Origin of the sequence: Streptomyces sp. NPDC052396, assembly GCF_044593195.1 — a bacterium.
Classification (GTDB): Bacteria; Actinomycetota; Actinomycetes; order Streptomycetales; family Streptomycetaceae; genus Streptomyces.
Genome location: NZ_JBIUAW010000003.1, coordinates 448548 through 461084 on the forward strand (window position 1 = coordinate 448548; position 12537 = coordinate 461084).

Genomic DNA, 12537 nt, shown 5'->3' on the forward strand with positions numbered 1-12537 from the left:
GTCACACGGTCTCCCGGGTCATCAGATGTTCCACCAGCGTGATCAGGGCCTTGGTGGCCGAGATCCGGTCCCTGGCGTCACAGGTGACCAAAGGCGTCTCCGGGAGCAGGTCCAGTGCCTCGCGGATCTCCTCCTCGGGGAAGAGCGGGGCGCCGTCGAAGTGGTTGACGGCCACCGCGTAGGGCAGGCCGTGCTCCTCCAGCAGGCCCATCACATCGAAGGACTGCTCCAGCCGCCGGGTGTCGGCGAGCACCAGGGCACCCAGCGCGCCCTGGGTCATGTCCCGCCACAGCCGGGTGAAGCGCTGCTGGCCGGGCGCGCCGAAGAGGTAGAGCACCAGGCTGTCGCTGAGCGTGATCCGGCCGAAGTCCATGGCGACCGTGGTGGTGGTCTTGCCCTCGATCCCGGACAGGTCGTCGAGGTGCGCGCCCGCCTGGGTCATGGTCTCCTCGGTGCGCAGCGGGCGGATCTCCGACAGCGCGCCGACGAAAGTGGTCTTGCCGACCGCGAAGTGGCCGACGACCAGCACCTTGGCGGCGGTCCGCACGCTCTGCCGTACATAGACGCCGCCGTCGCCGCCGACGCCGCTGTCGACACCACTGCCGGCGACACCACTGCCGGCGACACCGCTGTCGCCGTCACAGACGAGCGCGGAGTCCATCGAGCACCTCCTGCAGGATCTGGGCCTCGGGCAGCTGTGCCGAGGGGATGGGGGCCCTGGTCATCAGGTGGCCGCTGTCCACGAGATCGCCGAGCAGCACCTTGGTGACGCTGACGGGCAGCGCGAGGTGGCCGGCGATCTCGGCCACCGAGAGGGCGCCGCCGAGGCAGAGTTCCATCAGCCGCCGCTTCTCCGGGCTGAGCCCGTCCAGCGGCCGGTCGCCGTACGCCATGACCAGGGTGACCAGATCAAAGGTGTTGCGTGTCGGATGGGCGCGGCCGTCGGTGACGACATACGGCCGGACGAGACCCTGTTCGCGCCTCGGCGTCGCCGGGGTCATGCCGGACTGCCCGGTCCCTGCCACTCCGTGCCCTGCCGCGGCGGGCTGACCAGTTCCTTGCCCAGCCGGTCGACGGTCTTCTGCATCCGGTAGGTGACGGCCTCCATGTCCACGTTCTCGGTGGCCGACACGGCCAGGTAGGCGCCCGGCCCGGCCGCGATCAGGAAGACATAGCCATGCGCGAACTCGATCAGCGTCTGCTGCCAGGGCGTCTCCGTGCGCGCCGGGTGGGTACAGAAGTCGGCGGTGGACCGGCTGATGGACTGCAGACCGGACAGCGCGGCCGCCTGCCGTTCGGCCTCGTCCCGGTCGATCCCCTCGGAGTGCGCGCGCAGCATCCCGTCCGCGGAGAGCAGGATGGCGTGCCGGGCCTCGGGTATCTTCACGACCTCGTCGAGCATCCAGGCAAGCTCTTGGTTGATGTGGTCGTTCACGAGCGGGTGTTCCCTTCGTCTTCTCTGCGTTCTCTGCGGGCGTGGCGAGGGGGGTGGAATTCCGTGTTCCCGGCAGCGTGCCGGCCGCCGGGGGTGCGCCGGGGGACGCCGTCCGTACCGGCGGCGGCCGGGCTGCCGGGCATACCGGTTCCGCTTCCGCGGGCGTCTGCACCCGGGGTGCCCATAAGTCCCCGATCCCCTAGGACGGTTGGGGCCTGCGGGCCCGGGGTGCGCCAGGGGGCGGCGGGTGCGCCGCCGGGTACACCGTCCGCCTCGGGGCTGGCCGGCGCGGCGGGGGATGTCCGGGCCTGCGGACCGGGGGCACGGCGCGGGCCGGCGGGCGCGGCACCGGGAGCGGCGGGGCTGCCTGCGTTGCCTCCGGCGCTGGGGTCAGCGGGGACACCCGGAGCGGGGAATCCGCCCGACCCGGCTTCCGAGCCGCCCGCAACACCCGGCACACCGGGCGGAGTTACGGCATACGGACCAGGAGCACGGCGCGGGGCAGCGGACGCATCACCGGGTACACCGGAAGCGGCCGGGCCGCCGCCGTTGCCTCCGGCGCTGGGGTCAGCCGGGACACCCGGAGCGGGGAACCCGCCCGACCCGGCTTCCGGACCGCCCGCAACACCCGGCACACCGGGCGGAGTTACGGCATACGGACCAGGAGCACGGCGCGGGGCAGCGGGCGCATCACCGGGTACGCCGGAAGCGGCCGGGCCGGGCCGCCCGGGCCTGTGGGAGTCAACGCCCGGATGTCCAGGGCGGCTTGATGCCTGTGGACCGGGCACCGCCTGCCCATGACCGGCGGACGCGCCATCAGGCGATCCGGCAGCGACCGGGCTGCCGGAGGTGTCCTCGGCACCGGTGCCTGCCGGGCTTCCTGGAGCGTGTAAGGCGTCGGGTGCGGCGTCCGAGCCGCCCGCGAGGCCGGGCATGCCGGGGAAGCCTGGGGTACGCGGGCCGGCGGACGGGCGACCAGGGCCGCTGGAAATGGCCGGGCCGCCCGCAATGTCCGAGGTGTTGAAGGTCGTTGGTGCCTGCCGGCCGGGCGTGGCGGGTTCGCCGGCGGCGGTGGTCCGGTCGGCGGCGTCTTCCGGTGACTCCGGGGCCGTCGCGGACCGTTGGCCGGCGGTCTGCCAGGGGTCGGGGGCCGGGCCGCCGGAGTTGTCCGTGGTGGCGGGGGCGTGGAGGGCGGCATCCGAGGCCGGCGTGTGGGGCGCGGTGGAGTCGGTGGCTTCGCGGCCGTTGCCGGCGGTGACGGGAGCTCCGGGCGGAGCCGGCGTGCCGTCGGTGGTGGGCGTGCCGTAGGCCGGGGTCCGGCCCGCGCGGGTGCCCCGGGCGAAGGCGCCCATGCGGCGGGCGGTCTCCTCGGGGGTGCGCTGGGGGGTGGCCTCGGGCGGCAGCGGCTGGGCGGTCTGTGGGCGCGGGGCCTGACGGGCGGGCTGCCGGCGGCGGCGCTTGGGCAGGCCGCCGGCGGTGGTTCCGGTGGGGTTCTGCGGCGGCTGGGCGGCGGGGGTGGCCGGCGTGACGGGGGCGTCGTACCGGGCGTCATCCGGGTGGGAGGGGACGGCGGGGTACCCCGTGTCGTCCCGGTGGCGCGCGGGCGGGTAGGGAGCGGATTCGGCGGCGCCGGCCCGGGACGGGGCGGCCAGTGGTGTGGTGCTGGGGCCGTCCAGGTCCGGATTGACCAGCAGGGCGCTGGGCAGGAACAGCACGGCCCGGACTCCGCCGTAGGGCGAGCTGGTGTCCACCGAGACGCTGAAGCCGTAGCGGGTAGCGAGCACCCCGATGACGGGGAAGCCGAACTGCGGGGGGTCGCCCAGGCGGGAGACGTCCACGGCGCGGCGGCCGGCCAGCAGGGCGGCGGCCCGCTGGAGTTCCTGGCCGTCCATGCCGATGCCGGCGTCGTCGATGACCACACACGCCCCGTTGTGCACCGGCTGCAGGCTGACCTCGACAGCGGTGTTGGGCTGGGAGTGCCGGGCCGCGTTGTCGAGGAGCTCGGCCACGGCGAGCACCACGGGCTCCACCGCGCGGCTGACCACGGCCAGTTCACCGTGGCCCCGCACCCGCACCCGGCGGTAGTCGCGGATCCGTGAGGTCGCGCCGCGTACCACATCGGTCAGCTGGGAGGAGACGCGCTGCCGCCCGGGCCAGGAGCCGCAGAGCACCGCGATGGCCTGCGCCCGGCGCCCGAACTGGGAGTTGGCGTGGTCGATCTCCAACAGGTCCTGCAGCACGTCGGGGTTGTCGTGACGTTCCTGCATCCGCGAGATGGCCAGCTGCTGTTCATGGGCCAGCCCCTGCAGGGCCCGCATGGACGCCTTGAGCGCGGCCTTGGCGGACTGGTCGACGCGTTCCTGCGCCTTGTCCACGGCCCGGGCGAAGAGTTCCATCACCGACTGGAGGCTCTGGGCGAATTCGGTGCCGGTGAGGCGCTCGTCCTGCAGGCCCGGCAGCGGCGCGGCCTTGTGCACGGAGTCCGCCACGGACGGCAGCCGGACCGTCACCAGCCGGGCCGCCTCGTCATCACGGGCCTGTACGTTCTCCTCCAGGGCCGCGACCCGGGCGCGTACCGCCGTGGTGATACGGCGCTGGCGGATCAGCAGCACCGCCACCGCGGCCAGGGCGACGGCCAGGCACCACGTCACCGCCTCCGGTATGTGATGTGACATCAATTCCTCTTGGACCGTGGGGGCATGCGGGCGGCGGGACAGGTTACGGCGTCCTGACGTCCCGTCCAAAAGCGGAATACGCGGATCATCTAACCACGCCCGTGACCGAGTGTTCCGCCTCCGTCTCCATTGGCAAACAGCGGAATGCCCGAAACCGCGCTTGCGCAATACCGGGTCCGCACTTCGCGAATGCCGGTTGCCCTGGTCGCCCGGAGGGCGGGCGATGAAATCCGGCCAAGGCGGCGGGTGGAGCGCGCGGCCGTCATGGCCCAGCGCCATAAATGCCGACAAATGGCATGAAGGGGCGGTGAATTGACGCTCTATGGACGGTCCGCTGGACGGCGGGGCGAAGGGCTCTCTACGGTCGCCCGGAGCCGACCCGGCCAGGCGGCCAAGACCGTCCCGGCCACAAGAAGAGAGGGCAGCGCCGCCATGGCCGAGCAACTCCCCCAGCCTCCCGGCGGGCCGCTGGGCGCCCTGCTCGCCGAGGGGGTCTCGCCCTGGCTGGAGGGCCTGTCCCGGTCACGGCTCTCCTCCGGACTGCTGGCCCGCCTGGTGAGCGAGAACGGGCTGCGCGGCGCCACCTCCCACCCGCGCGCCCTGGCCGCCGACATGGCCGGGGACCCGGCCTGCCGGGAGCAGCTCTCCCATATGGCGCGCCGCTCGGTCTCCCCGGAGCGGGCGGTGGCCGCGGTGTGCGCCTATGACCTGCGGTCCGCCTGTGACGAGCTGTGGCCGGTGTTCGAGTCCACCCGGGGGCTGGACGGCCTGGTCTCGATGGACCTCGACCCGGCGCTGGCGCACCACGCCCGGGCCACCGTGACCGCCGCCGAGCAGCTGCACCGGGCGGCCTGCCGGGACAACGCCCTGGTGAAGATCCCGGCCACCGAGCAGGGCCTGGCGGCCATCGCCGCCTGCCTGGGCCGGGGCATCGGGGTCCATATCACCGAGATCTACTCGGTGCACCGCTACGGCCAGGTGCTGGACGCCTACTTCGAGGGGCTGGAGCGCGCCCTGGCGGCGGACCTGGGGCTGTCCTCGGTCGCCGCGGTGACCTCGCTGTCCGTGGGCCGGGTGGAGGCGGCGGCCGACGCCCGGCTGACCGCCCTGGGCACCGAGCGGGCGCTGGCCCTGCGCGGCACCGCCGCCACGGCCCTGGCCCGGCTGGCCTACCGGCTGTACGAGCAGCGGCTGGGCGGTGACCGCTGGCGGCGGCTGACGGCCGCCGGGGCCCGCCCGCCCCGGCCCATGTGGCAGCTGGACGCCCCGGCCGCCGCCCGGCAGTTGCCCGGCCTGGTCGCCTGGGGCACCGCGGCCGCCCTGCCGGCCGAGGCGCTGGCGGCGGGCCCGGACCTCGGCCGGCTGCGCGGCGACTCCCTGACCGGTGCCCACCCCCAGGCGCGGGCGACGCTGGACCGGCTGCAGCACCTGGGCTGCTGCACCGAGGCGGCCGCCCGGCGGCTGCAGTGCCAGAGCCTGGCACAACTGGAGGCCCACTGGCGGGAGTTACGGTCCGCGGCGACCGGCCAACTAGACTGACCAGCCGCGCATCGGCAGCCCCTCCCAGCCACTTGCAGCACTCCCGCACCTGACATAACTTGTGCGATCGCCGCTCCAGCAGGGACCGAAGCGCAGTAACGGGACAAACCGGGGTCAGGAAGAAGCAGGAGAGAGACCGTGCCGCTCAGTGGAGCCGAATCCGCCGTGTTCACCGTGCTGGACATGCTGGACGGCGGCGCACCCTCCCACCGGTTCCCGGCCCTGCTGGAAGAGCGGCGGCTGGCCGGAGCGTCACCCCAGGAACTGGCCGCGCTGGAGCGCGCCACCCGGCTGGGGCTGTCCATCCGGGCGCAGACCGAGGCCCAGCAGCAGCGCGAGGCCAACCTGGCCGCCCTGTTCGAGGCCGGCTTCGACCTGTCCGTTCCCCAGGACATGAGCACCCGGCTGAAGGTCATCCTGCGCCGGGCCCGGATACTGCTCTCCGCGGACATGGCCTGGATCGGCCTGTTCGACGAAGAGGCGGGCTGTCCCATCATCCGGGCCTCGGACGGCCACACCACCGACCGCAACATCGGGCTGCGGGTCGACCCCGGCACCGGCCTGGGCTCCGCCACCACCCGCAGCGACAACCCCGCCCCGTTCTGGACCCCCGACTACCTCCCCGACGAGCGTATCCACCACAGCCCGGACATCGACGGGGTGGTCAAGGCCGAACAGCTGCGGGCCATCCTGGCCGTACCGCTGTCCCGGGGCGCCCGCCCGGTGGGCACCCTCTATGTCGGCGACCGCACCGTGCGTCACTTCACCACCGAGGAGGTGGCGCTGATGAGCACCTTCGCCGACCTGGTGAGCGTCACCCTGGAACAGGTGCGGGTACTGGAGCACAACGCGGCGCTGATCGCCGAGCTGCGCGGCCGCACCGAGGGCTATGAGGCCGGGATACGCGGCGCCCGGGACACCGGCGAGACCCACCACCGGCTGGTCCAGCTGCTGCTGGACGAGGGGGACCTGGACGCCCTGGCCCAGGCGGCCGGGCGGGAACTGGCCGCCGCGGTACGGATCCTCGGGCCGGACGGCACCGTGCTGGCCTCGGCCGGGGAGATGCCGGAGCCCGACCCGGACACCGTGGTCCCGGCCAGCATGACGGCCCCGGCCGGCGGGCGGCCGGTCGCCCTGGACGATGGCGGCCGGGCCATTCCACTGGCCGCCGCCGGCGCGCATCTGGGCACCCTGGTGCTGCGGCCCGGGCGGCCCTGGACCGAGCACGACCGGCGACTCCTCGGGCTGACCGCCCAACTGGCCTGTCTGCAACTGCTGCTGGACAACCGCCGCGACGCCGCGACCGAGGGCCGGCTCCGGGAGAGCCTGCTGGGCGAGCTGCTGGACGGCACCCGGCGGCCGGCCGGGGAACTGCGGCAGCGGGCCCGCCGGCTGGGCGTCGACCTGGACGGCGAGCACATCCTGGTGGTGGCCCGGCCCGAGAGCGACGCCGGGAGCCGGCCCGCCGTCTGGGCCTCCTCCTATGCCCAACGGATGCGCGGGCTCAACAGCACCCACCAGGGCTCGGTGGTGCTGCTGCTGCCGGGCCGGGACCCCGGCCGGGCCGCCCGCGCGGTCCTGGCCGAACTGGGGCCGCTGCTCGGCCATCCGGTGACGGTCGGCGCGGCCGGCCCGGCCGGCGATCCGTCCGCCGTCCGGGACGGCTTCGCGGAGGCGCTGCGCTGCCTGGACGCCATGACCGCGCTGGGCGCCACCGGGCGCGCCGCCTCGCTGGGCGAACTGGGCTTTGTGGGCGTGCTGTTGGCGGACAACCGCGATGTGGACGGATTTATCGAGGCCGCCATCGGCCCGGTGATCGACTACGACCGGCAGCGGTTCACCGACCTGGTCCGCACCCTGGAGACCTATTTCGAGGCGGGCGGCAGCCCGACCAATGCCGCCAAGCGGCTCCATGTCCACGCCAACACGGTGGCCCGCCGGCTGGAGCGCATCGGTGAACTGCTGGGCGCCGCCTGGCAGGAGCCGGAGCGCGCGCTGGAGGTGCAGCTGGCGCTGCGGGTGCTGCGGGTCCGCGACGGCCTCGGCCGGGGCGACGGGCGGCAGCCCTGAGCCGGCACCGCGGGCCCGCGCTCAGCAGGCCTGGTCCAACTCCGCCGTCCGCCGCCGGGCCCGGTCCAGCGCGACCACCGCGTGGGCGGCCGAGGCCAGGGTGATGTGCCGGTGCCAGCCGCCGAAGGAGCGGCCGGTGAAGTCCCGCATCCCCACCCGGTCGGCGATCCCCTCGAAGTCGTCGTCCACCCGCCCGATCAGCCGGCTGAGCCGGACCAGCACGGCGGGCGGAACGTTCAGCAGATCGGTCAGCCACAGCTCGGCGGGCCAGCGGCCGCCGTGCTCCCCCACCGCCAGCAGCAACATGTCCCGGCCGCGGCCGGCCGGCGCGGGCAGCGCCACCCGTACCGCCGTGGTGAGCAGGGCGCGCACCGTGCCCTCGGGGGCGCGCCAGAGCACCGGGCGCCGCAGGTCCCGGGCCGTCGCCAGCACCTGCTGTGCCGTCAGCTCACCGGCCCGCCCGGCCGGCCCCTCGCCGGCCGCCAGCCGCAGCGAGCCGTCGACCCGGGCCAGCACCGGGACGCCCGCGGCCCGCAGCCGGGGCAGCGCGGCCAGGGTGTCCGGCCGCCGGGCGTCCAGCACCACCGGCCGCACCGGCAGCCCCCAGGTGCGCACCGTCCCCAGATACGCCTGGACCGCGCACTCCCCCGCGGTCTCGGCCGGTACCGTGTCCGGGATCAGCGCCTGCCGTCTGCGCAGCGGGTCGCCCAGCCATGCCTCGCCCAGGTGCAGCCGCCAGCTCACCGGAACCGCCTGCTCCGTGGTGGCCGCCCAGACCCCCACCGCCTGCTGGGCGTTGACCACCTGGCCCGCCTCCTGGCTGAAGCGGCGCTCCACACCGACCGAGTTCTCCCCGGCCTTGGGGATCAGCATGGGCCGCACCACCCATGCCTGGGGCGGTGCCATCCTCGCCAGATGGTGCGCCAGGGCGCGGCGCACCGGGCCCCAGTCCCAGGTGGAGCTGGAGACGAAGTGGTGCAGGCTCTGCTCCGCCGCCGGGCCGCCGGCCAGCGCGGCGATATTGCGGATGGACTTGCGGCCGTGGGCGGCCAGCAGCCCGCGCAGATAGGTCTCGCCCCGGCTGCGTTGGTCGCTGCGCGGCAGCGAGGCGAAGAGGGTGGCGCTCAGCTCGGCGAGCACCGCGTCCCGGTCCGCGGTGTCCCGCCGCCACCCGGTCCGTTCCTGCAGAGCCACTGCGCTCATCGTCTTCCCCCACCTCGGTCGCCTGGGTCGTACCACCACGGTGCTCCCGGGCGGCCCCGGCGGCCCAGGTGTCCCGTCCACCCCGTCCGGCGGGTGGCCAGTGGTCCGGCCACCAGATGCCCGGCGGGGCCATGGGGGCGCCGGGGCGGGGCGGCGCGGGGGGTGTGGTGGGACCACCACCGGACGGAATCCGGGGTCACCATTAAGCGGAGTTAAAGATTCCGTAGCAGATGGCTCCGGCGGCCAGTCGGCGGCCTGGGCGCCCGGCCGGAGCCGGGCCCGGATACGGTGGTGCCGTGCTTTTTCAGGTCAACACGGAATTCCGGAGTACGGGGCAGACGTCGTGCACATTGTGATCATGGGGTGCGGACGCGTGGGTTCGGCCCTCGCGCAGACCCTTGAGCAGCAAGGCCACACGGTCGCGGTGATCGATCAGGACCCGACGGCTTTCCGCCGCCTGGGCTCCGGATTCGGCGGACGGCGGGTGACCGGCGTCGGCTTCGACCAGGACACCCTGCGCGAGGCCGGCATCGAGGAGGCGGGCGCCTTCGCCGCGGTCAGCAGCGGCGACAACTCCAACATCATCGCGGCCCGGGTGGCCCGCGAGATGTTCGGGGTGGAGAACGTGGCCGCCCGTATCTACGACCCGCGCCGTGCCGAGGTCTACCAGCGGCTGGGCATCCCCACCGTGGCCACCGTCCGCTGGACGGCCGACCAGATGCTGCGGCGGCTGCTGCCGTCCGGGGCCGAACCCCTGTGGCGGGACCCCAGCGGCGGCGTCCAGCTCGCCGAGGTCCCGGTCTCCCCGGCCTGGGTCGGCCACAAGATCAGCCGGCTCCAGGACGAGACCGGGGTGCGGGTGGCCTTCCTCACCCGGCTGGGCGAGGCGATGCTGCCGAGCTCCGCCACGGTGCTGCAGGAGGGCGACCTGGTGCACGTGATGATGCGCACCGACGAGGTCGAGAAGGTCGAGGCCGCGTTTACGCAGGGACCTGAGGAGGGTCACCGATGAGGGTCGCTATCGCGGGAGCCGGTGCGGTCGGCCGCTCCATCGCCGGGGAACTGCTGGAGAACGGGCACGAGGTCCTGCTCATCGACAAGGCCCCCTCGGCCATCTCGGTGGAGCGGGTGCCGCTGGCCGAGTGGCTGCTGGCCGACGCCTGCGAGATCACCTCGCTGGACGAGGCCGCGCTCCAGCGCTGCAATGTGGTGATCGCCGCCACCGGTGACGACAAGGTCAACCTGGTGGTCTCGCTGCTCGCCAAGACGGAGTACGGGGTGCCGCGGGTGGTGGCCCGGGTGAACAACCCCAAGAACGAGTGGCTGTTCAACGAGTCCTGGGGCGTGGACGTCGCCGTCTCCACCCCGCGCCTGATGTCGGCGCTGGTCGAGGAGGCGGTGAGCGTCGGTGACCTGGTGCGCCTGCTGCGCTTCAGCCAGGGCGACGCCAACCTGGTCGAGCTGACCCTGCCGCCGGAGTCGGCGCTGGCCGGCACCCGGGTCGGCGATGTGGACTGGCCCGAGGACACCTCCCTGGTCACCATCATCCGCGGCAACCGGGTGCTCACCCCCAACAAGGAGGACGCCCTGGAGGCCGGTGACGAGCTGCTGTTCGTGGCCGCTCCGGCGCGCGAGGAGCAGCTGGAGGACCTGCTGTCGGTGCGCCGCGAGGAGAACGCGGGCTGAGGGCACCGGACATGCGGAAGGGCCCCCGGGAGCGTGCTCCCGGGGGCCCTTCCGCATACCGTCAACCGCCTTGCGCCGCGGCGGCCTTGGCCTTGGCCTCCGCCTCGGCCGCCTCCATCTCCGCGAACACATCGATCGGCGGCGGGGCCTTGGCCAGGAAGATCCAGGTCAGATAGACCGAGAGCAGCATGGGCGGGATGCCCAGCGCCACCTTCACCCAGCCCAACTGGGTGGCGTCGCCCCACCAGTAGAGCGGGAAGAGCACCGCCGACTTGGCCAGCAGGATCAGGCCCCAGGCCCAACTGGCCTTGGTGTACGCCTTCTTGCGGCCGGGGTTGCGGGTGCGCCAGGAGAGGTTCTCCTTGAAGATCGGCCCCAGGATCAGGCCCAGCAGCGGCACCCCGCACAGCGCGGTGACGATATACGCCACCGCCAGGCCCAGGGTGTAGAGCATGCCCGGCAGATAGAAATTCTTGGCGTCACCGGACATCATCGCGAAGACCGCGCCGAAGGCCACCCCGAAGACACCGCTGAAGGCATGCTTGAGGGTGTCCCTGCGCAGCAGCCGGGCGACGCCCAGCACCAGGGACAGGGCCAGCGCCGCGATCCCGGCGATATGCAGGTCACGATGGGCCGTGTAGACGGCCACGAACACCAGGCCCGGCACGGTGGTCTCCACCATGCCGCGCACCCCGCCGAAGGCTTCCAGCAGGGCGGCTTCGGTGGCCGCCCGGGAGTCGCCGTGGGAGCCGGGTTCGGCGGGCTTGTCGAGGGACGTCAACGGCTACTCCTGTCCGAGCGGTCGGAGTTCGTATCGGGGGTTGAAAAGCGTTCTCCGGCCGCGGCTCATGGCGATCCGGCCGGAGGCGATCAGCTTACGGCCGGGCTCTATGCCCGCTATGGAGCGGCGCCCCAGCCAGACCACGTCCAGGGCGGCCGACCCGTCGAACAGCTCCGCCTCCAGGGCGGGCACCCCGGCCCGCGGCCGGAGCGTGACCGTACGCAGGGTGCCGGTGACCTTCACTATCTGCCGGTCGTCGGCATCGCAGATCTTGGTGCAGCCCACCGCTTCCGCGTCCTGCTGCAGCTCCGCGTCGTCCAGCTCCTCCTGCGAGCTGGACAGCCGGTCGAGCATCCGGCGGAACCGGCCGGTCGGCTTCTCGGAACGGGGTACGGCACTCATGAATCCAGCCTACCGGGGCGCCCACCGCCGCTTCACACCTCGAACCGGTACCCCATCCCCGGCTCGGTAATGAAGTGCTTGGGGTGCGAGGGATCCTGCTCCAGCTTGCGCCGCAGCTGGGCCATATAGACCCGCAGGTAGTTGGTCTCGGTGCCGTAGGACGGGCCCCAGACCTCCTGCAGCAGCTGCTTCTGGCTGACCAGACGGCCGGTGTTGCGCACCAGCACCTCCAGCAGGTGCCACTCGGTGGGGGTCAGCCGGACGTCCCGGCCCTGGCGGTTGACCTTCTTGGCGGCCAGGTCGACGGTGAACGCCTCGGTCTCCACCGTGGCGTCGTCGCCGGCGGCCGCCGCGCCCGTCGGCTCCGCCCGGCGCACCGCCGCCCGCAGCCGGGCCAGCAGCTCGTCCATGCCGAAGGGCTTGGTGACATAGTCGTCGGCGCCGGCGTCCAGCGCCTCCACCTTCTCGTCCGAGGTCTGCCGCGCGGAGAGGACCAGGATCGGCACCCGGGTCCAGCCGCGCAGCCCCTTGATCACCTCGACGCCGTCCATGTCGGGCAGGCCGAGGTCGAGGATGACCACATCGGGGTGGCGGGCGGCGGCGAGCTGGAGGGCGGTGGCGCCGTCGGGGGCGGCGTCGACCTCGTACTTCCGCGCCTTGAGGTTGATCACCAGGGCACGGACGATCTGCGGCTCGTCATCCACCACGAGCACCCGGTTCATGCGGAACCACCTCTGTTGTTCTTC

At 73.5% G+C, this 12537-nt stretch carries 12 protein-coding genes; 4 read left to right on the top strand and 8 right to left on the bottom strand.

The window, feature by feature from the left end:
• Position 1: 1 nt before the first annotated feature.
• From ACIHFE_RS10455 to ACIHFE_RS10470, 4 genes are read right to left on the bottom strand one after another with little or no spacing between them, the layout of a single operon-like run.
• Positions 2 to 661: a GTP-binding protein gene (locus ACIHFE_RS10455; RefSeq protein WP_400105432.1), complete on the bottom strand. Its 660-nt coding sequence runs from the start codon at positions 659 to 661 to the stop codon at positions 2 to 4.
• Positions 639 to 1001, bottom strand: a complete 363-nt coding sequence (locus ACIHFE_RS10460; protein WP_400105433.1) for a DUF742 domain-containing protein — start codon at positions 999 to 1001, stop codon at positions 639 to 641. Before ACIHFE_RS10460 ends, ACIHFE_RS10455 begins: the two co-directional genes overlap by 23 nt.
• Positions 998 to 1402 carry a roadblock/LC7 domain-containing protein gene (locus tag ACIHFE_RS10465; RefSeq protein ID WP_400105592.1) on the bottom strand — a complete coding sequence of 135 codons (405 nt, stop codon included), beginning with the start codon at positions 1400 to 1402 and terminating at the stop codon, positions 998 to 1000. The genes ACIHFE_RS10460 and ACIHFE_RS10465 overlap by 4 nt, the downstream gene beginning before the upstream one ends.
• 29 nt (positions 1403 to 1431) lie before the next feature.
• A complete protein-coding gene (locus tag ACIHFE_RS10470) occupies positions 1432 to 4110 on the bottom strand; it encodes an ATP-binding protein (RefSeq protein WP_400105434.1) in 2679 nt (892 codons plus the stop codon).
• A 432-nt stretch (positions 4111 to 4542) separates the two neighbouring features.
• Here ACIHFE_RS10470 and ACIHFE_RS10475 point away from each other — a divergent pair, with 432 nt between their 5' ends.
• Both ACIHFE_RS10475 and ACIHFE_RS10480 read left to right on the top strand, forming a co-directional pair.
• On the top strand, positions 4543 to 5649 hold the full coding sequence (locus ACIHFE_RS10475) for a transaldolase family protein (RefSeq protein ID WP_400105435.1): 1107 nt from the start codon (positions 4543 to 4545) through the stop codon (positions 5647 to 5649).
• 138 nt (positions 5650 to 5787) lie between these two features.
• Positions 5788 to 7719 carry a helix-turn-helix domain-containing protein gene (locus ACIHFE_RS10480; protein ID WP_400105436.1) on the top strand — a complete coding sequence of 644 codons (1932 nt, stop codon included), beginning with the start codon at positions 5788 to 5790 and terminating at the stop codon, positions 7717 to 7719.
• Between the two features lie 21 nt (positions 7720 to 7740).
• Here the strand turns inward: ACIHFE_RS10480 and ACIHFE_RS10485 are convergent, their stop codons facing one another.
• Positions 7741 to 8922 carry an IS701 family transposase gene (locus ACIHFE_RS10485; protein WP_400105437.1) on the bottom strand — a complete coding sequence of 394 codons (1182 nt, stop codon included), beginning with the start codon at positions 8920 to 8922 and terminating at the stop codon, positions 7741 to 7743.
• Positions 8923 to 9265: 343 nt separating this feature from the next.
• On the opposite strand from ACIHFE_RS10485, the gene ACIHFE_RS10490 reads away from it, so the two are divergent.
• Complete coding sequence (locus ACIHFE_RS10490) at positions 9266 to 9934, top strand: potassium channel family protein (protein WP_400105438.1); 669 nt, start codon at positions 9266 to 9268, stop codon at positions 9932 to 9934.
• Positions 9931 to 10608 carry a potassium channel family protein gene (locus ACIHFE_RS10495; protein ID WP_400105439.1) on the top strand — a complete coding sequence of 226 codons (678 nt, stop codon included), beginning with the start codon at positions 9931 to 9933 and terminating at the stop codon, positions 10606 to 10608. The genes ACIHFE_RS10490 and ACIHFE_RS10495 overlap by 4 nt, the downstream gene beginning before the upstream one ends.
• Before the next feature lie 61 nt (positions 10609 to 10669).
• Here the strand turns inward: ACIHFE_RS10495 and ACIHFE_RS10500 are convergent, their stop codons facing one another.
• From ACIHFE_RS10500 to ACIHFE_RS10510, 3 genes are read right to left on the bottom strand one after another with little or no spacing between them, the layout of a single operon-like run.
• The gene (locus tag ACIHFE_RS10500; RefSeq protein WP_400105440.1) at positions 10670 to 11389 is read right to left on the bottom strand and encodes a DUF3159 domain-containing protein; all 720 of its coding nucleotides are present in this window, start codon (positions 11387 to 11389) and stop codon (positions 10670 to 10672) included.
• A gap of 3 nt (positions 11390 to 11392) precedes the next feature.
• Positions 11393 to 11791 (bottom strand): OB-fold nucleic acid binding domain-containing protein, encoded by a 399-nt coding sequence (locus ACIHFE_RS10505; protein WP_400105441.1) that lies wholly within the window; start codon positions 11789 to 11791, stop codon positions 11393 to 11395.
• A gap of 32 nt (positions 11792 to 11823) precedes the next feature.
• A complete protein-coding gene (locus tag ACIHFE_RS10510; protein ID WP_400105442.1) occupies positions 11824 to 12513 on the bottom strand; it encodes a response regulator in 690 nt (229 codons plus the stop codon).
• Positions 12514 to 12537 lie beyond the last annotated feature (24 nt).

What these genes read in the sequence shown, in the direction of transcription:
- ACIHFE_RS10495 (WP_400105439.1), top strand. Translation starts at nt 9,931, where the DNA reads ATGAGGGTCGCTATCGCGGGAGCCGGTGCGGTCGGCCGCTCCATCGCC.
- ACIHFE_RS10485 (WP_400105437.1), bottom strand. Translation starts at nt 8,922, where the DNA reads ATGAGCGCAGTGGCTCTGCAGGAACGGACCGGGTGGCGGCGGGACACC.
- ACIHFE_RS10505 (WP_400105441.1), bottom strand. Translation starts at nt 11,791, where the DNA reads ATGAGTGCCGTACCCCGTTCCGAGAAGCCGACCGGCCGGTTCCGCCGG.
- ACIHFE_RS10510 (WP_400105442.1), bottom strand. Translation starts at nt 12,513, where the DNA reads ATGAACCGGGTGCTCGTGGTGGATGACGAGCCGCAGATCGTCCGTGCC.
- ACIHFE_RS10465 (WP_400105592.1), bottom strand. Translation starts at nt 1,402, where the DNA reads ATGCTCGACGAGGTCGTGAAGATACCCGAGGCCCGGCACGCCATCCTG.
- ACIHFE_RS10470 (WP_400105434.1), bottom strand. Translation starts at nt 4,110, where the DNA reads ATGTCACATCACATACCGGAGGCGGTGACGTGGTGCCTGGCCGTCGCC.
- ACIHFE_RS10460 (WP_400105433.1), bottom strand. Translation starts at nt 1,001, where the DNA reads ATGACCCCGGCGACGCCGAGGCGCGAACAGGGTCTCGTCCGGCCGTAT.
- ACIHFE_RS10475 (WP_400105435.1), top strand. Translation starts at nt 4,543, where the DNA reads ATGGCCGAGCAACTCCCCCAGCCTCCCGGCGGGCCGCTGGGCGCCCTG.
- ACIHFE_RS10455 (WP_400105432.1), bottom strand. Translation starts at nt 661, where the DNA reads ATGGACTCCGCGCTCGTCTGTGACGGCGACAGCGGTGTCGCCGGCAGT.